Raw genomic sequence first — 23,671 nt, 5'->3', positions numbered from 1 at the left:
CGGCCGAGGGGCTTACGACGCCCGGCGGATCAGGATGCTGTCGTGGAGGTGGGTGTCCAGGACGTCGCGGGTCAGCTGTGTCACCTGGGGGGCGTCGGGGGCGACCAGCTCGCCCGACGGTCCGGTGATCACGCAGTACATGACGTAGTGGCCGCGGGTGCGCCACGCGACCGGGGCGCCCAGGCCGGTCGTGGCGCCGGACATCTCGGTGAAGCCGCCGTCGCCGGTCTCGACCAGGTAGCGGATCTGGTCACCGACGGCCATCGCGCTCGTCGTGTCGGGCAGGTTCAGCATGCCGGCGGTGATCCGGTAGTCGGCGTAGGGGACGGTGAGGGCGGCCCGGACCGCCTGGGAGCATCCGTACCGCTGAAGGGTGGTGCGGAGGGCGCCGCCGGCCGCGAGGGAACAGTCGGCGGTGAGGTCGGTCCGTGTGACGCCGAAGGCGGTGATGTCGCCCGGGAAGACCTCGGCCTCGCTGAGCGGCGCCGGATCCACCTCGCGCGTCGCGATCCGCGCGTCGACCTCGGCGGAGGCCAGCTGAGCCGGTGGGCGGCGATCGTCGGCGACGAAGAGGACACCCAGCATCACCACGATGCCCAGCACGATCAGGCCGGCCAGGCCACGGGTGAACAGATGGGTGGTCAGCGGCTCACGCCGCAGGTGGCGCCGGGACCGGCGACGGTGCTGGCCCCGGGCGGGGAATCGGATCGGCAGGTTCAGACCGCCCGCCGGTGCGGCGCGATGGGCGGAGCGCGACGGGGTGGCGTACCGCATGGGCTCAAGCTAGGCGCGCACGCTGATCGATTGACGCACACCGTGTCCGCCACCCCGGCGAGTCGCTCGTCACCCCGCGGCGCGACACTTGACGGGTGACCGCCGACCACTACTTCACCGCCGATCCTGACGCGCCGCTGCGGCGTGGCGAGATCGAGTTCACCGTCGCCGGCCGGGACTACCGGCTGGCCGTCGCCTCCGGGGTCTTCTCGGCCGGCCGTCTCGACCCGGGCACCGCCGTGCTGCTGCGCAAGGCCGGTCTGCCCGACGGCCGGGCCGAGGGCGCGTTCCTCGACCTCGGTTGTGGGTATGGTCCGATCGCCTGCGTGCTGGCCAGTGAGGCCCCGCAGGTCACGGTCTACGCGGTCGACGTCAACTCCCGAGCCCGTGACCTGGCCGCGGAGAACGCCGAGCGCCTGGGCCTCGGTGAGCGCGTGCTGGTCCGGGCGCCGGACGAGGTGCCCGCCGACGTGACGTTCGCCGAGATCTGGAGCAACCCGCCCACCCACGTCGGCAAGGCGGAGCTGCACGCCCTGCTGGAGCGCTGGCTGCCACGGCTCGCGCCGGGCGGCACGGCCTGGCTGGTGATCAACCGCAACCTCGGCGGTGACTCGCTGCACACCTGGCTGGTCGGGCTCGGCTGGACCGTTGAGAGAATGGCCAGCCAGAAGGGGTTCCGGGTGCTGCGGGTCAGCGGAAAATCGGCTGACTGAACCAGCGCTGACAGGGAGGATGCCGCCATGGGTTACGTGGATGTCGCCGGCGCCGGTTTTGTGCTCCCCGATGGGCGGGAGCTCTTCTCCGACGTGTCGTTCCGGGTCGGTGAGGGCGCCAAGGTCGCGCTCGTCGGCCCCAACGGGGCGGGCAAGACCACGCTCATGCGCATGGTGGCCGGTGACATACCGACCCAGAGCGGGACCATCGCCAGGTCCGGTGGGCTCGGCGTGATGCGCCAGTTCATCGGCATGATCGGCGACGACCGTACCCTTGAGGATCTTGCTCTGTCGCTCGTCTCACCCGCCCTTCGCGAGGCCGGCGAGCGACTGCGGACCGCCGCCGCGGCGCTCGGCGAGACCGAGAAGACCCAGATCGCGTATGCCAACGCGCTCGCCCACTGGGGTGAGGTCGGTGGGTACGACGCCGAGGTGCTCTTCGACACGGTGACCGTCTCCATCCTCGGCAAACCGTGGGAGGAGGCCCGGAGCCGCATCGTGCGGACCCTGTCCGGTGGTGAGCAGAAGCGGTTCGCCCTCGACCTGCTGCTGCGCGGCAACGACGAGGTGCTGCTGCTCGACGAGCCGGACAACTTCCTCGACGTCCCGGCCAAACGCTGGCTGGAGCAGCGGATGCGCGAGTCGAACAAGTCGATCCTCTACGTCTCGCACGACCGGGAGCTGCTGGCCGAGACCGCCAGCCGGGTCGTCGCCGTCGAGGGCGGCAGCGCGTGGACCCATCCGGGCGGGTTCGCCTCCTGGCACGAGGCCCGGATGAACCGGCACGAGCGGATGGAGGAGCTGCGCCGCCGCTGGGACGAGGAGCACGAGAAGATCAAGGAACTGGTCTTCATGCTCAAGAACAAGGCCGCCTACAACGACGGCCTGGCCTCCCGGTATCAGGCCGCGCAGACCCGGCTCCGCAAGTTCGAGGAGGCCGGCCCGCCGCCGCTGCCGCCGAAGGACCAGGCCGTCCGGATGAACCTGCGCGGTGGCCGCACCGGCAAGCGCGCGGTCATCTGCGAGCAGCTCGAGCTGGAAAATCTGACGTTCCCGTTCGACCTGGAGATCTGGTATGGCGACCGGGTCGCCGTCCTCGGCGCGAACGGCACCGGCAAGTCGCACTTCCTGCGCCTGCTCGCGGCCGGCGGCACCGACCCCGACCTGGAGCACAAGCCAGTCGACGGGGCGCCGCTCGCGCACGTCTCGCACGACGGCAAGGCCCGGCTCGGCGCACGGGTCCGGCCCGGCCACTTCTCGCAGACCCACGATCGGCCCGAGCTGGTCGAGAAGACGCTGGTCGAGATCCTCTGGCGCGGCGACGAGCACCGGTCCGGGCTGGACCGGGCCGGCGCCATGAAGGCCCTCAACCGGTACGAGCTGGCCGCCCAGGGCGATCAGCGGTTCGGGACGCTCTCCGGCGGGCAGCAGGCGCGGTTCCTGGTGCTCCTGCTCGAACTCTCCGGGGCGACGGTGCTGCTGCTCGACGAGCCGACCGACAACCTCGACCTCGCCTCCGCCGAAGCGCTGGAGGAGGGTTTGAAGGCGTTCGAGGGCACGGTGATCGCTGTCACGCACGACAGGTGGTTCACCAGGTCGTTCGACCGCTTCGTGCTGTTCAGAGGGGACGGTGAGGTGGTGGAGGTTCCGGAGCCGGTCTGGGACGTCCGCTAGTTTTCTCGTCACGGACCGGTTATGGTCCGGTTACAACAACCCACGGGAGTCCGGGCACCGGGCTGAGAGGGGGGCTGATGCGGCCCCCGACCGTCGAACCTGATCCGGGTCATGCCGGCGCAGGGAGGAGTCCCTCATGGGCACAGCATTTCCCCGTATCCACGTCATAACCGACGATATCGACGTCGTTCGCGGTGTCGCCGGGCTGCCTGACGTGGCTGTCCAGATCAGAGTCAAGAGCAACGACGCTGCGGCGTACGCGCTAGCCGTCGCCGCCGTGGCGGTCTGCCGTCCGGCCGGGACGATCGTGCTGGTCAACGACCGGGTCGGGGTCGCTCTCGCGGCCGGGGCGGACGGCGTGCACCTCGGTGCCGACGATCTTCCGGTCGCCGCCGGACGGCGGGTCCTCGGTTCGTCGGCGATCATCGGCGCGACCTGCCGGGACGCCGGGACCGCCCGGGCCGCGGCCGATGCCGGCGCCAGCTATCTCGGCGTCGGGCCGGCCTTTCCCACGTCCACCAAGGACGGGCTGCCACCACCACTCGGACCGGCCGCGATAGCGGCCGTCGCCGACGCGGTGCCGGGCATCCCGGTACTGGCGATCGGTGGCATCACCGCGGAACGGGTGCCGCAACTCGCGGTGCACGGGATCGCGGCGGTCTCCGCCTTCGCGGCGGATCCGAAGGGAGCGGTCGCGGAGTTCCTGGCGGTCCTGCCATGACCCGGGTCGCTGTCGTCGGTGGCGGCATCATCGGGCTCTCCATCGCCGCTGAGCTGCTCGATCGTGGGGCCGACGTCACCGTCTACGACCCGTCGCCGGACGGGGCGGACGGGGCCTGGCATGTCGCTGCCGGGATGCTCGCGCCGGGTGGGGAGTCGGCCTTCGAGTATCCGCATCTCACCCGGCTGCTCGAGGCGGGGCACGAGCTGTGGCCGTCGTTCGTGGCCGGGCTCGGGGACGTGGGCTACGACCGGGCCGGGACCCTTTCGCTGGCTTTGACCGCGGATGACGTGGCCGAGGCGGCGCGGGAGTGGAAGCACCAGAAGCTGACGCCGCTGACCGGGTCGCAGGTGCGTGACCTCGAACCGGCGATCTCGCCCCGGGTACGGGCCGGGGCGTTCGCCGCGGCTGAGCATCAGGTCGATCCTCGCAAGATCGTGGCGGTCCTCCGGGAGCGGTTGACGGGCCGGATCATCCCGCGGCTCATAACAGATATATCCGAACGGGACGCGGATGATGTGGTCGTCATCGCGGCCGGGTATCGGACCGGGGCGCTCACCGGCCTGCCGATCCGGCCCGTCAAAGGCCAGGTCCTCCGGCTGCGCGGCGAACCCGGCCTGCTCAAGCACGTGATCGACGGCGCAGCCGACGGCCGGCACGTCTATCTCGTGCCGCGGGCCGACGGCGAGGTCGTCGTCGGCGCCACCCAGGAGGAACGGGCCGACCGGATGCCGACCGCCGGGGGTGTGCACGACCTGCTGCGCGCCGCCCTCGACCTGGTCCCCGGCCTGGCCGAGCACGAACTCACCGAGGTCACCGCCGGGCATCGGCCGGGCACCCCGGACAACGCGCCGATCCTCGGGTTCCTCGACGACGACCGGCGGGTCGCGGTGGCGGCCGGCCACTTCCGCAACGGCATCCTGCTCGCCCCGATCACTGCACGACTCATCGCCGACCTGGTGCTCACCGGTACGGCGGATCCGATTCTCGACGCGTTCGCTCCCGGGAGGTTCCGATGAAGCTGACGATCAACGGGCAGGCCCAGAGCCGGCCCGGCACCTGCTCGGTCGCGACCCTGGTCGCCGAGATCATCGCCGCCCAGCGTGGGGTGGCGGTAGCGGTCAACGGGACCGTGGTGCCGCGTTCCACCTGGTCCGAAGTGGATCTCGAGGACGGCGACCGGATCGAGGTCCTCACCGCCGCGCAGGGGGGCTGACGTGACGTTCCTTCCGGAGAACGGGCTGATCCTCGGCACCGGCGGGGCGAACAGTCTCGCCGCCCTGGAGGAGGCCATCGAGGCGTCCGAGACGACGCTGGTCACGGTGGCGCTGCGCCGGGTCGACGCGGCCGGGCCGGGACTGCTGCCGATGCTGGACCGGCTCGGCGTGCGGGTGCTGCCGAACACGGCCGGCTGCTACACCGCCGGCGATGCGGTCAAGACGGCGCAGATGGCGCGGGAGGCCTTCGAGACGGATCTGATCAAACTCGAGGTGATCGGCGACGAACGGACCCTGCTGCCGGACGGGGTCGAACTCCTGCGAGCGGCCGAGACGCTCGTCGCCGACGGGTTCACCGTTCTGCCGTACACCAGTGATGATCCGATTCTGGCCCGCCGCCTCGCCGACGCCGGATGTGCCGCGGTGATGCCGGCGGGGTCGCCGATCGGATCCGGACTCGGCATCTCCAACCCGCACCACATCGAGTTGATCGTGCAGAACGTCGACGTGCCGGTGGTGCTCGACGCCGGCATCGGCACCGCCTCGGACGCGGCGCTCGCCATGGAGCTCGGCTGTGACGCGGTTCTCATCGCGAGCGCGATCACCCGGGCCGACGATCCGGTGGCGATGGCGTCGGCGATGCGGCACGCGGTCACGGCCGGCCGTCTCGCCCGTTCCGCGGGGCGCATCCCGCGGCGGTTCCACGCGGTGGCGTCCACCGCTGACGACGGCATCGCGCAATGGTGACCCCGGGCGGGCTCGTCGTGCTCACCGATCGGCGGTCCGCTTCCGGTCCGCTGATCGAGGTGGTCCGGAAGGCGGTCCGCGGCGGCGCCGATTGGGTCATTCTCCGCGAGAGGGATCTTTCGTACGGTGAACGCGCGGCCCTGGCCACCGGGCTCCGTTCGGTCGTCCCCGACCATCGGTTGATCATCGCCGGCCCGGACCCGCTCGGCGGAACAGCCGTGCATCTGTCCGGTAGTGATCAGCTCCCCGAGGGGACGACGCTGACCGGCCGTTCGTGGCACGGCACCGAGGATCTGTCGGGTGTGGACTACGTGACCGTGTCGCCGGTCTACCCGACCCTGTCGAAGCCGGGGTACGGGCCGGCGCTCGGGGCGACGGGGGCCGCCGAGATGCGCGCGCCCGTGCCCTGGCTCGCCCTCGGCGGCATCGAGACGGCCGCGCAGGCGGCGGAGTGCGCGCTGGCCGGCGCGGCCGGCATCGCGGTGATGGGTGCCCTGATGCGCTCCCCGGACCCCGAGCGGACAGCCCGCGAGCTGTCGTCGGCGTTCCGTTCGGCGGCCGGCCGTGGGAGCTGTTCCGAGGCCGTCGCGCCGGCTCTGGCGGCCGGCCGGGGGTTCGGTGAGGAGGCGTGGTGACTCCGCCCGTGGTGTTGACGATCGCTGGTTCGGACTCCGGCGGCGGCGCGGGGATCCAGGCGGATCTGAAGACATTCGCGGCGCTCGGGGCGTTCGGGACCTCGGTGATCACGGCGATCACCGCACAGAACACGCTCGGGGTCACCGCGATCCACCCGGTTCCGGTGGACGTCGTCGCGGCTCAGCTCGACGCGGTGCTCTCGGATCTTCCGGTCGCGGCGGTCAAGGTCGGGATGATCTCGGATCCGGCCGTGGCGAAGCTGATCGCGTCGCGTGTGGACGATCTGCCCAACCTCGTCGTCGACCCGGTGCTCGTGGCCACCGCGGGGAGCCGGCTGGGGGAGGCTGCGGTGGTCGGGGTGCTTACGGCGTACCCCTGCGTCCTGACCCCGAACCGGCACGAAGCCGGCGCCCTCCTCGGACGGCGAGTGGAGACCACCGAGGAGATGATCTCGGCCGCGGCCGAGCTGGCGGCCCTCGGGCCGCGCGCCGTCGTGGTGACCGGCAGTGAGCTGGCGCTCGACGTCCTGCATGTGGCGGGAGAGACCACGCTGCTTCACGGAGAGCGGGTCATGACCGAGAACAACCATGGCTCGGGGTGCACGTTCTCGTCGGCGATCGCGGTGCGGCTGGCCGCCGGCGACACGGTGCCCGACGCGGTGGCGGCGGCCAAGGACTACGTGAACCGAGGGCTGCGCGGCGGCAGCTCGTGGCGGCTCGGCGCGGGGCCGGGCCCACTGGACCACTTCGGCTGGTCCGTCTAGATCTCCGGCGGCGCCGGTGGTGGTTCCGTGCTGCCCCGAGCTGCCGGTTTCATCCAACTTTGGGGAGGTTCGATCATGCGTCGCAAGGTCTACGTGGAAGGTTCCCGCCCGGACATCCGGGTGCCGTTCACCGAGGTGGTGCTGACCGGTGACAACCCGCCGGTACGCCTCTACGACACGTCCGGCCCCGGCAGCGAACCCGCCACCGGGCTGCCGCCGCTGCGGAAACCGTGGCAGACCGGGCGAACCCAGCTCGCCTCCGCGCGCGCCGGGATCATCACGCCCGAGATGGAATACGTCGCCGTCCGCGAAGGCGTCCCCGCCACCCTGGTGCGCGACGAGATCGCCGCCGGACGGGCCGTGCTGCCGGCCAACGTCAACCACCCCGAATCCGAACCGATGATCATCGGCTCTCGATTCCTCGTGAAGGTCAACGCCAACATCGGCACCTCGGCCGTCACCTCGTCGATCGACGAAGAGGTCGAAAAACTGACCTGGGCCACCCGCTGGGGCGCGGACACCGTGATGGACCTGTCGACCGGGCCGCACATTCATGAGACCCGGGAGGCGATCGTACGGAACTCGCCCGTCCCGATCGGAACCGTGCCGCTCTACCAGGCCCTCGAGAAGGTCAAGGGCGACCCGCTCCGCCTCACGTGGGAGATCTTCCGGGACACCGTCATCGAGCAGGCCGAACAGGGCGTCGACTACATGACGATCCATGCGGGGGTGCTTCTGGAGTACGTGCCGATGGCCGCCGAACGGGTCACCGGCATCGTCTCCCGCGGCGGGTCGATCATGGCAGCGTGGTGCCTGGCCGAGCACCGGGAGAACTTCCTCTACACCCACTTCCGGGAGCTGTGCGAGATCTTCCGGGAGTACGACATCACGTTCTCCCTCGGCGACGGACTCCGGCCCGGATCGATCGCCGACGCCAACGACGAAGCCCAGTTCGCGGAACTGCGCACCCTCGGAGAACTCACCCACATCGCGTGGGAGTACGACGTCCAGGTCATGGTCGAAGGGCCCGGTCACGTACCGATGCACAAGATCAAGGAAAACGTCGACCTGCAGGTCGAACTCTGCGGCGGCGCGCCGTTCTACACACTCGGGCCGCTCGCCACCGACATCGCGCCCGCCTACGACCACATCACCTCGGCCATCGGCGCCGCGATGATCGGCTGGTTCGGGACGGCGATGCTCTGCTACGTCACCCCCAAGGAACACCTCGGGCTGCCCAACAAGGAAGACGTCAAAGCCGGGATGATCGCGTACAAGATCGCGGCGCACGCTGCTGACATCGCCAAGGGGCATCCGGGAGCCCAGGAGTGGGACGACGCGCTGTCGCGGGCCCGGTTCGACTTCCGGTGGGAGGACCAGTTCGAGCTAGCCCTCGACCCGGAGACCGCCCGGTCCTACCACGACGAGACGCTGCCGGCGGCGCCCGCCAAGACGGCGCACTTCTGCTCGATGTGCGGGCCCAAGTTCTGCTCCATGAAGATCAGCCACGAGATCCGGGCTGCGGGGATGAAAGCCAAGTCGACCGAGTTCGTGGACGCCGGGGGGCGGGTCTATCTGCCGGTCACGCCTACCGCTTAGGCGTCCTCGTCGGCGTCCGGTGGGGCCGGGGAACGCTTCGCCGCCGGTAGGAAGTCGTAGATCGGCTCGCGGTTCGGGTCGGGCTCCGGGTCCTTTGCGGCCGACTCCGTTCTCCTGCGGGACGGTTCCGGCACTTCGATGGGGCGGTTGCGTTCGGCCAGATCCTCCATGGCTTGGCGCGCCTCGCCGGCCGGGCTCGCCGTCGTCAGTGTGTCGAGGGCGGGCTCGTCCGTTGCGGCGGGCGGCTCGTCCATCGTCGGCTGCGTGGCTCGGCGGGGGCGAGCTTTGCGGCGGCTGGAGCGCTTCTGATTCCGCGGCGGTGCGGCCTTCGCGGAATCGACGGCGGGCGGGCCTTCTGGGTCGGAGGGAGCCTCCGGGGCGCTTCTGGTTGCGTGCGTCTCGGCCGCTGCGGGGGCGTCCACCCGGTGAGGCTTTTCGGCCTCGGAAAGAGACTCCAGCCCGAGGGCCGCATCCGGCGCCATCTCGACCCGTCCCGATTCGGAGCCGGGTTCGACCTGCTCCGAGTCGGGCTGTCGCTCCGGCTCCTGTTCCGTCCCGGCCGCGGGGTGCTGGTCCCTTTCCGGCTCGTCGGTGGCTACCGGGGCTTGGTCCTTGGCTGCCGTGGCTTCGTGCCCCGTTGCCGGGGTTGGCAGGTCATCCGCCGGGGTGGGTGTCGGATCCGGCTGCGGTCCATCGGAATGCTCCGCCTTGTCCGCAGCCGAACCAGCGATCTCGGGAACAGCTTCAGTGGCGAGCGGGGTCGGTTCGTCCAACGTCGTGCCGGGGGAGATCTTGACCCCGGAAGCCGGATCGGAAGTGGCCCTAGCCGGAGCGCGCTTCGCCGGTGCGCGTTTGGTAGCGGTTGTCTTCGTCGCGGTGGCCTTGGCGGCAGCTGCCCTGCTGGCGCGCTTGCGTGGGGCCGCCTTCTTCGCGGGGACCCTCCCTGCGGTTACGGGCTCTTCGCCAACTATGAGTACCTCGGGCGGTGGTTCAGGGGTGGGCGGCAACTGCAGGACGGGGGTGGGGGCGGTCTCTGTCGCGACTTGAACCGGCGGTGTCGCGCCGACCGGTCGGGGCTCCGGTTTCCCCGGTGCGGCGGCGCTCGGTTCGATCCGGTAGCGGTAGAGGATGCCCTCGTCCCGAACCACGAAGTCATCCGCCCCATCCGGGCGCGTCCAGGTGAGGATCATCTGCCCGTACTTCTCGGCCAGCTTCACCAGCGCCGGGAAGGTGTCGACTGTGACGATGGGCTTGCCGGGCGGGCTGGCCATCGGCTCCACCGGCACGATCAGATGCGGGTACCGACGTACGATCTGAGCGCGCGTGCGCAACGGGACATGGCCCAGTGCCATCCATGCGATGATGCCGGCGCCGATCAAGGCGACGATGACAAGATAAACGGCGTACTTTCGTGCCTCGGCAGCAGTGAGTGGGTAGAAGCCCAAAGCTCCGACGCGGCGGTCTTGGACGGAAGTTCCCGCCGCTGTGCTCGAGCGGTTCACGATCAATGTTTCTGGGGCCCCCGCGAGAGTCAATTGCAACGGAGCCAGGTTGAACGTAACCTTCGGCTCGAAATCGGTGCCGTCACCGTGTTGTACCCGAGCAGTTATGGCGAGGGTTATCGCGCCCATGTCGGCACCGATTGCTTTGGCGGCATCGGCGACCCGTACGTCCAGGGAGGGGAGGTGGATCTCGATCTCGTCGGTGAAAAGGTCGGTGGAGAACTGTTTCGGCTGAGTCAGTTCGATCGTCGTGTGCCAGCCGTTCTGCGAGGAGAGGCGCGCTGATGCCCCGATGCGGCCCGGCGAGCCCTTGTAGTTCAAGTGCAGGGTCACGGCATCCGTCAACGAACGAAAAATGGGATCCGGAGAGTAGACCGTGGTGCCGTCGTAGGCGGCGGAGCGCGGCACCTCGGCAGAGTACGAGAAAGCCATCGACTCACCCATCCCGTCGGTGCCGTTGACAGTCTCGGACGTTGGCTTCACCCAGCCAAGAACACCCAAGGCCAGCCCCAGCACTCCACACAACGCGGTAGCGACCGCGAGGACTCGGAGTGCTGGATGTAATCGGCTGACGGCTTTGAAAACGGCCACCGCAGTAGCCCACGATCCGCCTCCGCCGCCAGACATGCGCCGCACTTTCTTTTTCCGGTGACCACGTGGAAGATCTCGCCGACTCTTGACTCGTGTCGTTCCGCCACCGGCAAAGAGAAAGCCAATAACGCCAAGGGTCGTTGGATTCAGCACCGGTTTCAGCCACAGTCCCCCGTCGGGGACGTGCAGCACAGCGCGACCGATCAGTTCCTCGGTAGTCGGATTGATGGCATCGACCGAGTCGTTGTTGTCTCCTTTGAGGATGAATCCCCGCGAACCGTCGCCTCCGATGATGCGGTGTAGGACCTGGACCCCCCCGACACCATGGTAGGCAGCGACCTGTCCAACTTCGTAAGAACTCGCCTTCTTGACGAAGACCAGGTCGCCCTCGTAGTACAGCGGGTTCATGCTGATGCCGTAGGTGCGGATGTAAGTGATCTGCTTGGTGGTGGCAGCCCACATGGCAATGGCCGCCATCGCAAGGATGACGGCCATGGCCACGCGTCGAGCCATCTTCAAGACGACAACTCCGGCGGAGTGCTGGTTCGGGTACGCAAAGCATCGCCTCTGTCACGGCAGCGACGCGAGGACCTGCTCAGTATTACTACTTGAGCCAGACGGAAACCGCGACATCGGAAATCGGACCGGTCCAGTAGCTGTTGCCCGACGGGGCGCACTGCCACTCACCATCGTTGTTTGCATCGGTGCAAGCAGCACTCGTCGTAGCAGCTGTGCCGGTTTCGCCGTTCATATCGATCTTGACGTCGGCAGCAGCCGGAAGCAAGGCAGCGCCCGCGCTGTTCTTGAGCACCAGGGTGACTAGAGTGATCTGGTCGGCGTAGGTGCTGTCGGTAGTGAGGACGATGCTCTGGACCTTCGCCCCGGCGTCGACCGTAACAGCCACCTTGCCACCCTGCTTGAGTGTCGCGCCGGTCAGGTCGGTGACGCCGGCGGCCGTGAAAGCGGTGGAACCGGCGGCGACGACGCCGGCGACCGCGACGCCGCCCAGCAGCTGGACCATGTTGCGCATATGTGTTTCTCCCCTGGTCGGTAGCCCAGCCGGCCTCGTGGGCCCTGTGGCTTTGCGTCCCCGGCTTGCGCCGGGTTTGCGTTTGTCGGCCGAGCGGGTGCTCGTTGCTTGCGCCAGATTGTTCGGTCGGGGAGTGGACCGTCTAAGGGCTCAGGACTGTGTTTTTGAGGCTTGTTTCAGCGTTTCCCTGCCTTAGCTCGATCGCGGTGTTAAGCGGTTGCCGGATGGTTGCCAAGAACGGGTGTACGGGCCTTCGGAGGGGGAAACATGGCGCGGCGGCCGTTGGGGGACGGTCGCCGCGCGTACCTCTGCTAAGGGATTAAAGGCGGTAGAAGGTGACGTAGTGGTCCGGGGTGAAGTAGGCGACGCGGCTGCTGCGGTTGACCACGATGCGGTAGGCGTCTCGGGAAGCGCCGCGGGCGCGGGAGTAGACGTCGTATTCGCTGTAGGTGGCGGTGGGCAGCTGGCCCTCGCGGTTGTAGAACTGGCCGCCGGTGTAGTTGTAGTTGCCGTAGGGCCAGGAGTACCAGCCGGCGGAGGTGGGCCAGCCCAGGGACTGCCAACCGGTGTAGGCGGTGCGTGCGGCTGAGCAGCGGCTGATCGTGCAGCTGTTGTAGACGGCTGCCTGCGCGGCGCCGGTCGATGACGGCGACACGATCGCGGGGGCTACCAGGGCGGTTCCGGAGAGGGCCAGGACCAGGGTCAGGCCGGAGAGGAACCGGCCGATGCGGGTGATCATGTTCGGACTCCCGATGTCGGTGGGGGGTGAACCCGGACATCGAGAATCGTCACTGGTTTGGGTGGGCTGCGGTACCTCCCGATCCCCTCATTCCATCGGCGTTTGCCGATGTTTTACGTCGGCGAAACTCCGGCGGCCGGGGGCCTTTCGCATGTTCACGGCGGCGCAACCGCAGGTGGGCGAAACCGCAATGACCTGGTGGGCGACGCCGATGAGGCTCTGGCGGCCGAGGCCGCGAAGCGATTTGAGGGCGCTGGCGGCGGCGGGTATGGAGAAGGCCCGGACGTGGGAAGCGTCCGGGCCTTGAAGTGCGGGTCAGGCGCCGCCGAGGCCGTTGACCCAGTTGACGTAATCGTCCTCCTTGCGGCCCTGTGCGCTGGGGGCGGTGGGCGGCGGCGCGATCGGCGTCGGCTGCGGGAGCGGGGCGCTGATCGGGGTCGGCTCGGGTGTCAGCGGGGCCCGGGAGGCAATGCGCGGGTGTTCGGCGGTGTCGATGCCGGTGCGCGGGCCGGGCTGGTTGGCGGTGAAGCCGTTGAATGAGCCGGAGTCGCCGGTCAGGGCGGGGGACGGCGTGGCGGGCTGGGGTTCGGGGGCGGGCTTACGCGTACGCCATCCGCGTCGCAGACCACCCGCGGCCTTGGCGGGCGGCTGCTGCTGTTGCCCGGAGAAACGTGGCTCGGGGTTTGCCTGGCCGAAGGCCGCGGGGGCACCGGCGGGAGCCTGACCGAAAGCCGCGGCAGCCGGACCGGAGGGCTGGCTGAACGTCCCGGACGCCGGAGGCTGGGCCTGGTTGAAAGCTGCGGACGCCGGACCGGAGGCCTGGTTGAAGGCCGGCGAAGGGGCCTGGCCGTAGGAGGCCGGCGGATAGACGGTGGCCGGGCCGACGCCGGCCGGCAGGGGCGTCGGCTGCCCGCCGAATCCGGAGGCGGCCTTGTTGCCCAGGTCCTGCAGCGGATGCGGCCGGTTGCCGGGCGCCAGCGGGAGGACGCCGGTGTCGGACGGGCGCAGCTCGTCCTCGGGGCGCCGGGCCGCCGCGGCCGCGGCCTGCGCGATCGCGGATTGCACGGGCACGTCGCGGCGAGGGAGCGCAGCCCGGCCGGAGGCGGTGGCGGGCTCGGGCCGGGTGTCGGCCGGCGCCGGGTCAGGCTCGGATTCGTTGGGAGAGCCGGCGTCGGGGGAGCCGGCGGCGGGGGTCTCCGGCTCGGGGATGGTGCGGGTGGCGCCGGGGGCGCTGCGCACGATGGCGGCGAGCACCGAGCCGAGCACTCCGGCTCCGGCGGCGGTCATCGCGCCCCAGTACGGGTCGAGGCGGAAGCCGCCGGCCGAGCCGGGGCCGGCGATCAGGTAGGCGACGGTCAGCAGCGCGGGGCCGGCGAGGCCGCTGAGGGCCACCGCGAGGGCCGGCATCTTCCGGCCCCGGGCGACCAGGCCGATGACCAGGCCGGCGATCAGGGCGATGGCGGGCATCGTGGCGAACCGCGTGTACTCGGTGAGGCCGGCGGGGATGAGGCTGCCCTCGAGGACGCCGAGGCGGACGGGCGGCTGGGTCTTGCCGGGCGCCAGCGACGGCGCGACCGAGATCAGGGCCACGAACCAGACGGCGACGGTCAGGGTGGAGAGGCTCCAGCGTGCGGCGGCCCGGGCGGCGGCCGCGTAGCCGGCGAAGATGCCGACGGCCGCGCCGAGGGCCGCGCAGATGCCGATCACCAGGACCGGCTGCACCCCGGCGACCTGGGCGGTACGGGCCGGCTGCATGGTCAGTGGCAGCACCGCGAGAGCGCCGAGCCCGGCGGCCAGGCCCATGCCGAGAGCGCCGCCGGAGCTGACCGGGCGGGGGGACCAGCGGGGGCGCAGGCCGGTCGCGACCACGGCGCCGATCGCGGCGGCGGTCATGGTGATCCAGGCGACCCAGGCGAGTTGTGCTGTCCATTGGTCACGCTGAGTGAAATCGAGGGCCTGGTCGAGCCGCACCATGCCCAACCCGTAGGCGATGCCGAGTTGACCTGCCCCGACGACCGCGGCTGCCGTGGTGGTGGCGGCCAGCAGCTTCAGCCAGCTCCGTAATGCCATGGTGCGCACGGTACGGAATGTTCCCGGTGGTGCGCCAGTCCGGGGTCGTCTTCTTAAGGCAGCCTAAAGTCGCGTTCATCTATGATCGATGTACGTCGATCAAAAATCGGTCACTTACGGTGACTTTCGGGCGACCCCTGCGCTACTTGCCAGATGGCGAGTCCAGAGTGGACACTGTCGCCCGCGGACAACGTGTCCGTCGTGTCACGCCAAACCTTGTCACCGTGTTCATCGAGGTCGCGGGACAGAACTCCCACATAGTGGTTGGAATCCTGATGGTGCCCGGTGATCATGGCCTCACGGACGGTTGTGCGTGACGTATTCGTGCACGTCAACACCGGGAGAGCGGACACCGGCCGAACTCGCGCGCGCTTATCACCCGGACAGTGGACCCTTATGCGGGAGTATCCAGACTTCCCAAAGGGCCCGGCGTTCTGATGAAATCGCCGCCGTGCCGGAAACGGCGCGGGCCTCGCCGCGGGCACCGAAGGCCGGACCGCGGGCCGGAATGGGCCGGCTCCCGCCGTGGTGCGGAGCGGGGACGACCGCGAAGGAGATGTCGTGAGCACGGGATCCGCGCCCCTGGCTGTACGACGTGGCCTCCGGAGCCAGCGCCGGCCACGGCTTCGGTCACGACTCGCCGGCATGCTGGTGCTCCCGCTGATCGCGGTGGCCGGTGTCTCCTCGGTGCGGTTGCTCCAGGTCGGCCGGGAGACGAGCAACGCCGAACAGGTCGCGCAACTCGCCGACCTGGGCGCCGGCCTCTCCGACCTGAGCCGCCTGCTGCACGACGAGCGGATGGCCGCCATCGAGTTCCTGGCCACGCCCGGCGCACCGGACACCCCGCTCCGCGAGGCGATCACGGCGGTGGACGCGCAGGCGCGGACCTTCCAGACCGAGCGGGCCGCGATCACCGTGATCCCGGACCGCGTCGAGACCCGGCTGACCGCGATCGAGGGCCAGCTCCGCGGCCTGACCGACCTGCGGACCACGGTCGGCGCGCGTACCGAGATCGGGCCGGCCGACGCCGGCCAGCGCTACGGCGCCGTCCTCAACTCCCTGGTCGGGTACGAGAGCCTGCTCAGCCAGGTCACCGAGAACGGTGAGGTCGCCGACAGCCTGCGTACAGTCGCCGCGTTCACCGAGCTGGAGAGCGCCGCCGCCGACCAGGCCGCACTGGCGTACGTCGCCCGGGCCACGAACAGCCTCGACGCCGACCGGCAGCGGGCGCTGATCGCCACCCAGACCACCCGGGCCACGGCCCTCGCTCACTTCCGCGAGGTGGCCACCGGCGCCCAGGTCGCCCTGGTGGAGTCGGTGCTCGCCGACCCGGCGGTGGCCCGCGCCGACGCGGTGAGCGGCCGCCTGACCGGTGACGGGGCGGCCGGCCAGGCCGAGGTGTCCGATGCCTTCGGCGACATGATCGGCCTGTTCCGCGGCGCCGAACGGCAGCTGGAGGACCGGGCGGTCGCTCTCGCCGACGACGAGCGCATCGCCACCACCCGCCTGGCCATCGTCGAGTTCATCGCGGTGCTGGTGGTCCTGATCGCGACCGTCACGATCGCCGTCTATCTCGGCCGGTCGATGCTGCTCTCGGTGCGACGTCTGCGTGAGGGCGCCCTCGCGGTGGCCAGCCGGGACCTGCCCGAGGCGGTCAGCCTCCTGCAGGATGTCGAGAGCCTCGGCGAGGGCGGTGTCGACCGGATCGTCGCGCAGAGCCGTGACCCGATCGATGTCGCCGACCGTGACGAGTTCGGCGAGGTGGCCGAAGCCTTCAACATGGTGCACCGGGAGGCCATCCGGGTCGCCGCCGAGCAGGCCGCGCTGCGGATCAGTCTCTCCACCATGTTCCTCAGCCTGGCCCGGCGCAGTCAGTCGCTGGTCGACCGGATGATCGGCGAGCTCGACCAGATCGAGCGGATGGAGGAGGACCCGAAGCGGCTGGCCCGCCTCTTCGAACTCGACCACCTCGCCACCCGGATGCGGCGCAACGACGAGAACCTGCTGGTGCTGGCGGGCGCCGAGGTCGGCACCCCGCGTCGCGAGGACGCCCTGCTGATCGACGCGCTCCGGGCCGCCCAGTCGGAGATCGAGCTCTACCACCGGATCGAGTTCGGCACCGTCGACACCGACGTGCTGATCGCCGCGGCCGCCGTCAACGACGTGGTCCGCCTGATCGCCGAGCTGCTCGACAACGCGACCCGCTTCTCCGCCCCGGACACCGTGGTGATGGCGCAGGCCGGGCGTAACGGAGATCACGCGATCGTCCGGGTCGAGGACCGGGGCCTGGGCATCTCCCCCGAGCAGATCGAGCAGCTCAACCGCAAGCTCAGCGAGCCCGCCGACGTCGACGCCTCGGCGTTCCGGCTGATGGGCATCGCGGTCATCGGGCGGCTGGCCTCCCGGCACGGCATCCGTGTCGAGCTGCGGCCCGGCCAGGACGGCGGGACGGTCGCCGAGGTGGTGCTGCCGGCCGACATCGTCGTCATGCCCGGTGCGCCGAGCGCCCCGCCGTCGCGGGCGGCCAGCTGGACCCGGCCGGGCCCGCCGCCCCAGCTGCCGATCGGGATCCCGCGGAGCCCGGAGTCACGGCCGGTGGTGCGTACCGCGCCGCCACCGCCTCCGGCGCCGGTGCGGGCGCCTGCTTCGGGCGTACCCATGTCTGAATTGGATCTGCAGCCGACGCCGAATCGCCCACCTCTGCCGACGCGGGTGCCGAAGCCGGTCGACCCGGTGGACCCGGCGCCCGTCGCGGAGAAACCCCCGGCACAGCCGGCGGCGATCCAGATGGAGATGCAGCACAGCTGGTTCGAGGGCGAGGAGGAAAAGGCCGACACCAACGGCATGCCAACCGCGGGGTACGCCCCACCGCCGTCCGTTTCTGCCCAGCCTGCCCCGAAGCCGCGTGTGAACGGGGACGACCGCTGGCGGACCGCGGCGGACGAGGGCTGGCATCGTGCCATGGCGGCGGCCGACCCGAAGGACGCCGGAACCACCCGGTCCGGGCTCCCCAAGCGGATCCCGCAGGCACAACTCGTTCCCGGCGGGGTGGAGTCGGCCCCGCGGGCGCAACATCGTCGCAGTCCGGATGAGGTTCGCGGGCTACTTTCCGCGTATCACACGGGAGTGCAACGAGGGCGGACGGACGGCGTTGCCGAGACCGCCGCCGCAACACAGGCTCCTAAGGAGAAGGAACAGTGACCAGGCCCCCCACCATGCACGACATGGGCTGGCTGCTCAGCAACTTCGCCGACAGCGTCGCGGGCATCGCGCACGTGATCGCGGTCTCCGCCGATGGGCTGCTGCTGGCCACGTCCCGGGATCTGCCGGCCGATCGCGCCGATCAACTCGCCGCCATCACCTCCGGCGTGGTCAGTCTCACGGACGGCGCGTCCCGGATGTTCAACGCCGGCGCGGTGCAACAGACCATCATCGAAATGGACAGCGGCTATCTTTTCCTGATGTCCATCAGCGACGGTTCGTCGATGGCGGTCCTGGCGGCGCGCAACTGCGACGTCGGTCAGGTCGGCTATGAGATGGCCCTGCTGGTGGAGCGCGTCGGCGCGGCGCTGTCGCCGGCGGCGCGTGAGGCCGTCAGCCACTAGGCGCCGGGGTTGATCGCCCTGGCGGAGACGAGGTGACCGCGACATGACACAGCCGCACGATCCCCGGGGCAACCTGGTGCGGCCGTACGCGGTCACGCGCGGCCGGACCGAGCCGAGCCGGGACATCCCGATCGAGGCGGTCCTGCTCGCGAGCCCGGCGGCCGTGCAGGAGTCACGTTTCGCCGGGCACGACAAGTACCGCATCGCCGCGCTGTGTGAGCCGAAAGCACTATCGCTGGCCGAGCTCGCGGCGCACACCCGGTTACCACTGGGGGTAACCCGGGTGCTCGTCGCCGACATGGTCGCCGACGGATTGCTTCAGCTGCACAGTGCCGCTCCCAAGACCGGCTTCACGGAGCGGATGGACCTGCTGGGAAGGGTGTTGGGTGGACTTCGCAAGCTCTGAGGAGCGGACGCGGCCGCATCCCGCTGAGATCACCTCGGCGAAGATCGTCGTCGCCGGTGGTTTCGGTGTGGGCAAGACGACCCTCGTCGGGGCGGTGTCCGAGATCGAGCCACTCACCACCGAGGCGGTGATGACGGTGGCCGGCCAGGGGATCGACGACGCGTCCAAGGTGCCGGGCAAGGAGAGCACCACGGTCGCCATGGACTTCGGCCGGATCACCATGGCCGACGACCTGATCCTCTACCTCTTCGGCACTCCGGGGCAGACCCGGTTCTGGTTCATGTGGGACGAGCTGATCCGCGGTGCGGTCGGCGCGGCCGTGCTCGTGGACACCCGCCGGCTCACCGACGCGTTCGCGCCTCTGGACTACTTCGAGAACCGGCATCTGCCGTACCTCGTGGCGGTCAACTGCTTCGACGGCGCGCCGCGTTACGAGCCGGAGGAGGTGCGGGAGGCGCTGGCCATCCCGGCCCGGGTGCCGCTGGTGATGTGTGACGCTCGCCACCGAGACTCGGTCAAGACCGTGCTGATCAGTGTGGTCGAGCACGCGATGGCGACGCTGGTGGCCGAGCACGAGCGGGCCACCCCGGTCGGCTAGGTCCCGTCTCCGCGAGACGGAACCTAGGCCGGGATGCGGTAACCCCGTTTGACGACGGTCTGCACGACTCCGGGCACGGCCAGGCCGGCCCGGAGCCGGGCGACCGCCATCTCGACGGCGTGCTCGTCGGCGCCGCGCGGCAGCGCCTGCAGCAGGGCGGCCCGGGACAGGACCCGGCCCGGCGACCTGGCGAGGGCCCGGAGGACCGCCATCGGGGCGGGCGCCAGCGGCCGCAGCTCACCGTCGACCACCGCGGCATGGCCGCGAAGGGTGATCTCGTGCCCGGAGACCTGGAACGTCACGGCCCGCTTCGGCAATTCATCGACGATGGTACGAACCAGCGCGCTCAGCCTGGCGCGGCCGGGAGTGACCACCGGAACCCCCTGACGGCGCAGCGGCGCCGAAGTGACGGGGCCCACACACGCGGCCAGGACGTCGTCGCGGAGCGCCTCCAGCAGGGTGTCGGCCCCCGGCCCGGCCGCGCGCAGCACCGCCTGCACGGCGGCGGCCGAGGTGAACGTCACGGCGTCGACCAGACGCCCCATGATCAGGTCGGCCAGCCGGTGCAGCGGGGCCGGGTCGGTCGGCGGCGCCCAGCGATAGACCGGCAGCTCGATGACGCGGGCGCCGGCCGACTCCAGCGCCTCGGTGTACTCCGGCTGGCTCTCCCCGTGCAGCTGCATGGCGACGGTCAGGCCGGCGACGCCGCGGGTGGTGAGATGCTCGACGACCTCCTCGTAGCCCTCGCCCTCCGGTGACCACTGGTCGCGCAGCCCGGCGGCGCGGACCGCGGCCCGGGCCTTGGGGCCGCGGGCGACCAGATAGGCCCGGGAGAGAACGGCGCGCAGCGGGTCGCCGAGCCCCCAGTTGTCCGCCGCCTCCAGCCAGCCGCGCATCCCGATACCGGTGTTGACCAGCACGATGTCGGGCGGGGTGTCGAGACAGGCGCGGGTCGCGGCCCGCAGCTCGGCGTCGTCGGAGATCGGGACGATCCGCAGGGCGGGGGCCAGCACCACCCGGGCGCCGCGCGCCTCCAGGAGGGTGGCCAGCTCGTCCTTGCGACGGTCGGCGGTCACACCGACGGTGTAGCCGGACAGCGTGGCCGCCGGCTCGGCCAGAGCGGCCGCCGTCAGCACCGCCCGCCGGGCGCCCGAGCTCCGGTCGGTCATCCGACCCTCGGGTCGAGAAGTCGCGGCGTGACCGAACGGTCCACCGAAGGGCACGCCCGAAGCCCGCCGTCCTCAGCGTAGACCCGCTCCCACGTCACGCTTGCGTTCCTCGCCATGCCTCCGTCCGGGGCACGCCGCGACTCCTCCTCACCGAACCGGGTAGCCGGCTCGGTGAACACCGTCAGGTCCGTCCTCAAGCCTGACGGTGGTCTCTCCATGGTGCGCCGTCGGTCAATACCGGGCCGAGTCGTCCGGAACTGCGCACCGTTGGCCATGGCCTGAAGCGTGCCGGGGCGGAATTTCCGACGAGCGTCCCGTTTGTTTCGAGCCTGCTAAGTCAGGCAGGATGGAGCGGGCTCCCGTACGGCACGACCCGCCGGGGCATGCTCCGCCGCTCGGAGTATGCTGGGCTCGTTTGGAGTTCCACCAGGGCTGAGGGTTTGCAACCAGAACCTTCGCCGGATGCTCGGTGCCCCGAACACCGCCTGTTTTGACCACGCGCCGCGCAGCCGGGTATTGTTGCCTGCTGTTGTGCGACTGATGCGAGTGGTCCCTCTGCGGGGTTGCTTGACGCGTCTACCCGATGCGACCAGCGCGCACCCCCAGACCGACGACGAGACAAGGTAATTCTGTGCGTACGTACAGCCCGAAGCCGGGTGAGATCGAGCGTCAGTGGCACATTATCGACGCTTCTGACGTCGTTCTGGGCCGCCTGGCTACCCACACCGCGAACCTGCTGCGTGGCAAGCACAAGCCCACGTTCGCCCCGCACGTCGACACCGGCGACTTCGTTGTGATCATCAACGCCGGCAAGGTCGCCCTGACCGGCAACAAGCGGCAGACCAAGGTCGCCTACCGCCACTCCGGCTACCCGGGTGGTCTGAAGCAGGTCGGCTACGAGGAGCTGCTCACCAAGCGCCCCGAGAAGGCGATCGAGCTGGCCGTCAAGGGCATGCTCCCGCACAACAAGCTCGCGCGGCAGATCATCAAGAAGCTGAAGGTCTACCCGGGCGCTGAGCACCCGCACGCCGCTCAGCAGCCCCAGCCGTTCGAAATCAAGCAGATCGCGCAGTGAGCGCGGGAGAAGGCAGCAGCATGTCCGACATCATCGAGCCCGAGGTCGTCGAGACCGTCGAGGAGCCCGCTGAGACGGTCGTCGTCGTCGAGACGGCCGCGCCGGCCCCGGTCCGCGCCCCGCGCCCCGGTGGACGTCCCATTCAGACCGTCGGCCGCCGCAAGGAGGCCATCGTCCGGGTGCGCCTCGTGCCCGGCAACGGCAAGATCACCTGCAACGGCCGTGACCTCGAGAACTACTTCCCGAGCAAGGTCAACCAGCAGCTCATCCGCGAGCCGCTCGTCACCGCTGAGCGGACCGAGCAGTTCGACGTGATCGCGAACCTGCGCGGTGGCGGCATCACCGGCCAGGCCGGCGCCCTGCGTCTCGCCATCGCCCGTGCCCTCATCGAGAGCGACCCGGACGACCGTCCCGCCCTCAAGAAGGCCGGCTTCCTGACCCGTGACGCCCGGGTCAAGGAGAGCAAGAAGTACGGTCTCAAGAAGGCCCGTAAGGCTCCGCAGTACTCGAAGCGCTGATTTTTGCGCCTCGGTCCGTATCGACGGCCGAGCACGCCCCTTTTCTCAAGGGATGTGCTCGGCCGTCGATGTTTGCTACGACACCCTCCCCAACTAGCCGTTCCGGTACTCGTGACCAGCCGAACACTGATGCAGGCTTGAGGTCGCAATCACCGGTGAAAGGAAGCCGCCATGGGGCGACTCTTCGGCACGGACGGCGTTCGCGGCCTCGCGAACGGCGATCTGCTCACTCCGGAACTGGCCCTCTCGGTCGCTGTGGCGGCCGCACGGGTGCTGGTGGAGACGGACGGCAGCCACCCACCGCTGGCCATCGTGGGGCGTGACCCCCGAGCCAGCGGCGAGATGCTGGAAGCCGCCGTCGTCGCGGGGCTGGCCAGCGCCGGAGCCAACGTGGTCCGGGTCGGAGTGCTCCCCACACCGGCCGTCGCCTATCTGGTCGGGCAGACCAACGCCGACCTCGGTGTGATGATCTCCGCCTCGCACAACCCGATGCCGGACAACGGGATCAAACTCTTCGCGGCCGGTGGCACCAAGCTGCCGGACGAGCTGGAGGAGCGCATCGAGAAGGCGGTCGAGGACGGCCACGGGCTGGTCGGCCGCCCCACCGGCGCCGGGATCGGCCGGGTCAACGACCTGCTCGACGGCGCCGAGTACTACATCAAGCACCTGGTCGAGTCGATCCCGCACCGGCTCGACGGGCTCAAGGTCGTGGTCGACTGCGCCAACGGGGCGGCCAGCGAGGTCGGGCCGGTGGCGTACCGGGAGGCCGGCGCCGAGGTCATCGCCATCCACGCCGAGCCCGACGGTCTCAACATCAACCTGGACTGCGGCTCCACCCACCTGGAGTCGGTCCGTGAGGCGGTCCTCCGGGAGGGCGCCGACCTCGGCATCGCCCACGACGGCGACGCCGACCGCTGCCTGGTCGTCACCGCGTCGGGGGAGGTCGTCGACGGCGACCAGATCATGGCGATCCTGGCCCTGGCCATGCGCGACGCCGGCACCCTCACCGACGACACCCTCGTCGCCACCGTGATGAGCAACCTCGGCCTGCGGATCGCCATGAAGCAGTCCGGCATCCGGCTCCTGGAGACCAAGGTCGGCGACCGGTATGTGCTGGAGGAGCTGCAGAACGGCGGTTACGCCCTCGGCGGCGAGCAGAGCGGCCACATCGTGATGCCGGCCTTCGCCACCACCGGCGACGGCGTGCTCACCGGCCTGCACCTGATGGCCCAGCTCGCCGCGTCCGGCAAGTCGCTGGCCGACCTGGCCGCCGTCGTGCACAAGCTGCCACAGGTGCTGATCAACGTGCGGGTCGGCAACCGGGACGCGGGCGCCTCCGCCCCGACCGTGCAGGCCGCCGTCGCGCTCGCCGAGAACGAGCTGGGCGAGACCGGCCGGGTGCTGCTGCGGCCCTCGGGCACCGAGCCGCTGGTCCGGGTGATGGTCGAGGCCGCCACCGAGGAGCAGGCCCGGGCCGTCGCCGAGCGGATCGCCGACGAGGTCCGGTCCGCCAGCCCCGCCTAG

At 70.2% G+C, this 23,671-nt stretch carries 22 protein-coding genes and 2 riboswitches; of the genes, 16 read left to right on the top strand and 6 right to left on the bottom strand.

The window, feature by feature from the left end; genetic code table 11:
- Positions 1-12 precede the first annotated feature (12 nt).
- Complete coding sequence (locus BM290_RS27255; protein WP_093618740.1) at positions 13-774, bottom strand: hypothetical protein; 762 nt, start codon at positions 772-774, stop codon at positions 13-15.
- A 95-nt stretch (positions 775-869) separates the two neighbouring features.
- Between BM290_RS27255 and BM290_RS27250 the strand changes: the two genes are divergently transcribed.
- From BM290_RS27250 to thiC, 9 genes are all read left to right on the top strand, one after another.
- On the top strand, positions 870-1,487 hold the full coding sequence (locus tag BM290_RS27250) for a class I SAM-dependent methyltransferase (RefSeq protein WP_093618739.1): 618 nt from the start codon (positions 870-872) through the stop codon (positions 1,485-1,487).
- Between the two features lie 27 nt (positions 1,488-1,514).
- Positions 1,515-3,161: an ABC-F family ATP-binding cassette domain-containing protein gene (locus BM290_RS27245; RefSeq protein ID WP_093618738.1), complete on the top strand. Its 1,647-nt coding sequence runs from the start codon at positions 1,515-1,517 to the stop codon at positions 3,159-3,161.
- A gap of 32 nt (positions 3,162-3,193) precedes the next feature.
- Positions 3,194-3,304, top strand: a riboswitch (TPP riboswitch).
- A complete protein-coding gene (locus tag BM290_RS27240; RefSeq protein WP_093618737.1) occupies positions 3,298-3,882 on the top strand; it encodes a thiamine phosphate synthase in 585 nt (194 codons plus the stop codon). It overlaps the preceding riboswitch by 7 nt.
- Positions 3,879-4,901: a glycine oxidase ThiO gene (gene thiO, locus BM290_RS27235; RefSeq protein ID WP_093618736.1), complete on the top strand. Its 1,023-nt coding sequence runs from the start codon at positions 3,879-3,881 to the stop codon at positions 4,899-4,901. Before BM290_RS27240 ends, thiO begins: the two co-directional genes overlap by 4 nt.
- The gene (thiS, locus tag BM290_RS27230) at positions 4,898-5,098 is read left to right on the top strand and encodes a sulfur carrier protein ThiS (RefSeq protein WP_093618735.1); all 201 of its coding nucleotides are present in this window, start codon (positions 4,898-4,900) and stop codon (positions 5,096-5,098) included. Before thiO ends, thiS begins: the two co-directional genes overlap by 4 nt.
- Before the next feature lies 1 nt (position 5,099).
- Positions 5,100-5,846 (top strand): thiazole synthase, encoded by a 747-nt coding sequence (locus tag BM290_RS27225; RefSeq protein ID WP_093618734.1) that lies wholly within the window; start codon positions 5,100-5,102, stop codon positions 5,844-5,846.
- Positions 5,840-6,481 (top strand): thiamine phosphate synthase, encoded by a 642-nt coding sequence (locus tag BM290_RS27220; RefSeq protein ID WP_093618733.1) that lies wholly within the window; start codon positions 5,840-5,842, stop codon positions 6,479-6,481. The genes BM290_RS27225 and BM290_RS27220 overlap by 7 nt, the downstream gene beginning before the upstream one ends.
- Complete coding sequence (gene thiD, locus BM290_RS27215) at positions 6,478-7,245, top strand: bifunctional hydroxymethylpyrimidine kinase/phosphomethylpyrimidine kinase (protein ID WP_093618924.1); 768 nt, start codon at positions 6,478-6,480, stop codon at positions 7,243-7,245. The genes BM290_RS27220 and thiD overlap by 4 nt, the downstream gene beginning before the upstream one ends.
- A gap of 75 nt (positions 7,246-7,320) precedes the next feature.
- Entirely contained in the window at positions 7,321-8,844 is a 1,524-nt protein-coding gene (gene thiC, locus BM290_RS27210) for a phosphomethylpyrimidine synthase ThiC (protein ID WP_093618732.1), read from the top strand.
- Here thiC and BM290_RS27205 read toward each other — a convergent pair.
- The 4 genes from BM290_RS27205 to BM290_RS27190 form a co-directional block, all read right to left on the bottom strand.
- Positions 8,841-11,438, bottom strand: a complete 2,598-nt coding sequence (locus tag BM290_RS27205; protein WP_177319923.1) for a DUF5305 family protein — start codon at positions 11,436-11,438, stop codon at positions 8,841-8,843. The genes thiC and BM290_RS27205 overlap by 4 nt on opposite strands.
- Positions 11,439-11,541: 103 nt before the next feature.
- On the bottom strand, positions 11,542-11,967 hold the full coding sequence (locus BM290_RS27200) for a hypothetical protein (protein ID WP_093618730.1): 426 nt from the start codon (positions 11,965-11,967) through the stop codon (positions 11,542-11,544).
- A gap of 16 nt (positions 11,968-11,983) precedes the next feature.
- A riboswitch (cyclic di-GMP riboswitch) is annotated at positions 11,984-12,058 on the bottom strand.
- A gap of 228 nt (positions 12,059-12,286) precedes the next feature.
- Complete coding sequence (locus BM290_RS27195; protein ID WP_093618729.1) at positions 12,287-12,706, bottom strand: ribonuclease domain-containing protein; 420 nt, start codon at positions 12,704-12,706, stop codon at positions 12,287-12,289.
- Between the two features lie 315 nt (positions 12,707-13,021).
- Positions 13,022-14,776, bottom strand: coding sequence for a hypothetical protein (locus BM290_RS27190; RefSeq protein WP_093618728.1), 1,755 nt, complete (start codon positions 14,774-14,776; stop codon positions 13,022-13,024).
- A gap of 645 nt (positions 14,777-15,421) precedes the next feature.
- On the opposite strand from BM290_RS27190, the gene BM290_RS27185 reads away from it, so the two are divergent.
- Genes BM290_RS27185 through BM290_RS27170 form a run of 4 tightly spaced genes read left to right on the top strand, consistent with a single transcriptional unit; the run spans position 15,422 to position 19,385 of the window.
- Complete coding sequence (locus BM290_RS27185; protein WP_239143701.1) at positions 15,422-17,977, top strand: sensor histidine kinase; 2,556 nt, start codon at positions 15,422-15,424, stop codon at positions 17,975-17,977.
- Positions 17,974-18,381, top strand: coding sequence for a roadblock/LC7 domain-containing protein (locus tag BM290_RS27180; protein WP_093618726.1), 408 nt, complete (start codon positions 17,974-17,976; stop codon positions 18,379-18,381). The genes BM290_RS27185 and BM290_RS27180 overlap by 4 nt, the downstream gene beginning before the upstream one ends.
- A gap of 43 nt (positions 18,382-18,424) precedes the next feature.
- Positions 18,425-18,787: a DUF742 domain-containing protein gene (locus tag BM290_RS27175; protein WP_093618725.1), complete on the top strand. Its 363-nt coding sequence runs from the start codon at positions 18,425-18,427 to the stop codon at positions 18,785-18,787.
- Complete coding sequence (locus BM290_RS27170; protein ID WP_093618724.1) at positions 18,768-19,385, top strand: GTP-binding protein; 618 nt, start codon at positions 18,768-18,770, stop codon at positions 19,383-19,385. Before BM290_RS27175 ends, BM290_RS27170 begins: the two co-directional genes overlap by 20 nt.
- A gap of 23 nt (positions 19,386-19,408) precedes the next feature.
- Here the strand turns inward: BM290_RS27170 and BM290_RS27165 are convergent, their stop codons facing one another.
- Positions 19,409-20,554: a uroporphyrinogen-III synthase gene (locus BM290_RS27165; protein ID WP_093618723.1), complete on the bottom strand. Its 1,146-nt coding sequence runs from the start codon at positions 20,552-20,554 to the stop codon at positions 19,409-19,411.
- Positions 20,555-21,185: 631 nt separating this feature from the next.
- On the opposite strand from BM290_RS27165, the gene rplM reads away from it, so the two are divergent.
- The 3 genes from rplM to glmM all read left to right on the top strand — a co-directional run bounded on the left by rplM (position 21,186) and on the right by glmM (position 23,671).
- Complete coding sequence (rplM, locus tag BM290_RS27155; RefSeq protein WP_014440773.1) at positions 21,186-21,629, top strand: 50S ribosomal protein L13; 444 nt, start codon at positions 21,186-21,188, stop codon at positions 21,627-21,629.
- A gap of 20 nt (positions 21,630-21,649) precedes the next feature.
- On the top strand, positions 21,650-22,147 hold the full coding sequence (rpsI, locus tag BM290_RS27150; RefSeq protein ID WP_093618721.1) for a 30S ribosomal protein S9: 498 nt from the start codon (positions 21,650-21,652) through the stop codon (positions 22,145-22,147).
- A gap of 171 nt (positions 22,148-22,318) precedes the next feature.
- Positions 22,319-23,671, top strand: coding sequence for a phosphoglucosamine mutase (gene glmM / locus BM290_RS27145; protein ID WP_093618720.1), 1,353 nt, complete (start codon positions 22,319-22,321; stop codon positions 23,669-23,671).

The organism is Actinoplanes philippinensis, from assembly GCF_900113015.1.
Taxonomy (GTDB): Bacteria; Actinomycetota; Actinomycetes; order Mycobacteriales; family Micromonosporaceae; genus Actinoplanes; species Actinoplanes philippinensis.
This window is presented reverse-complemented; position numbering and strand designations above follow the sequence as displayed.